We start from the raw sequence: 693 nt of genomic DNA, 5'->3' as shown, positions 1-693 counted from the left end.
CTCCTGTGTCTAGGTATCTCAGCACATGATCGACATAAAGCGGATCTCCATAACTCGACCAACCTACCTTTGCGGCCTGTTCTTTGCTGAACGAGAGAGCAAGCTCTTTCGAATACTTGCCGCCATTTTTTTTAACGTAGTCAATGAACCCGCCGCCGTAGTTATAGGCTTGGAGTGTCAATTTAATGTCGCCACCTGCTTTATCTAAGACGCTTTTAAAATGCTTCATTCCAACATCTATACTGACCTCGGGATCAGTAATTGTGTTAGGCGGCAATCCCATTGATTCTGATGACTGCATGACGTCTAAGTGTCGGCCGCCGCTCTCTTGCATGACAAGCGCCATAATTACGTCTATATGCTTTGTGAGATCATACTTTTCAGCATATTTTTCAAATAAGGGGCGATAACGTTCAACATCCTGACTGATTTTCGCTTTACCTGCTATGTTACTGTCTATACCGCCTCGGCCGCCTTCGTCTCCTCCGTCACCAAACAGCAGGATAAACCCCATAAGGGCGGCATACCCTGCCGCAGCCACGATGAGGCTGATGACAAGAATCTTTTTCATGCTTTATTCACCTCGTGCCCGATTAGGGTTTTCAGGTAGATGTTTCTCGGAGACGTTCTGTGCTTGACGTTCGCCTTGTCTCTCCCCTCGGTCTTTTGGCTGAGCGCGATTAGGTCTTACAT

1 protein-coding gene is annotated in these 693 nt (G+C 47.2%); it reads right to left on the bottom strand.

Translation table 11 applies throughout. The features are described 5' to 3' along the window. Positions 1–571, bottom strand: a 571-nt coding sequence (locus ACFRU2_RS42165; RefSeq protein ID WP_382981605.1) for a lysozyme family protein, incomplete at its 3' end; no start/stop codon positions are given. Between the last annotated feature and the right edge of the window lie 122 nt (positions 572–693).

Source organism: Streptomyces sp. NPDC056883 (assembly GCF_042788835.1).
GTDB lineage: Bacteria > Actinomycetota > Actinomycetes > Streptomycetales > Streptomycetaceae > Streptomyces > Streptomyces stoeckheimensis.
This window is presented reverse-complemented; position numbering and strand designations above follow the sequence as displayed.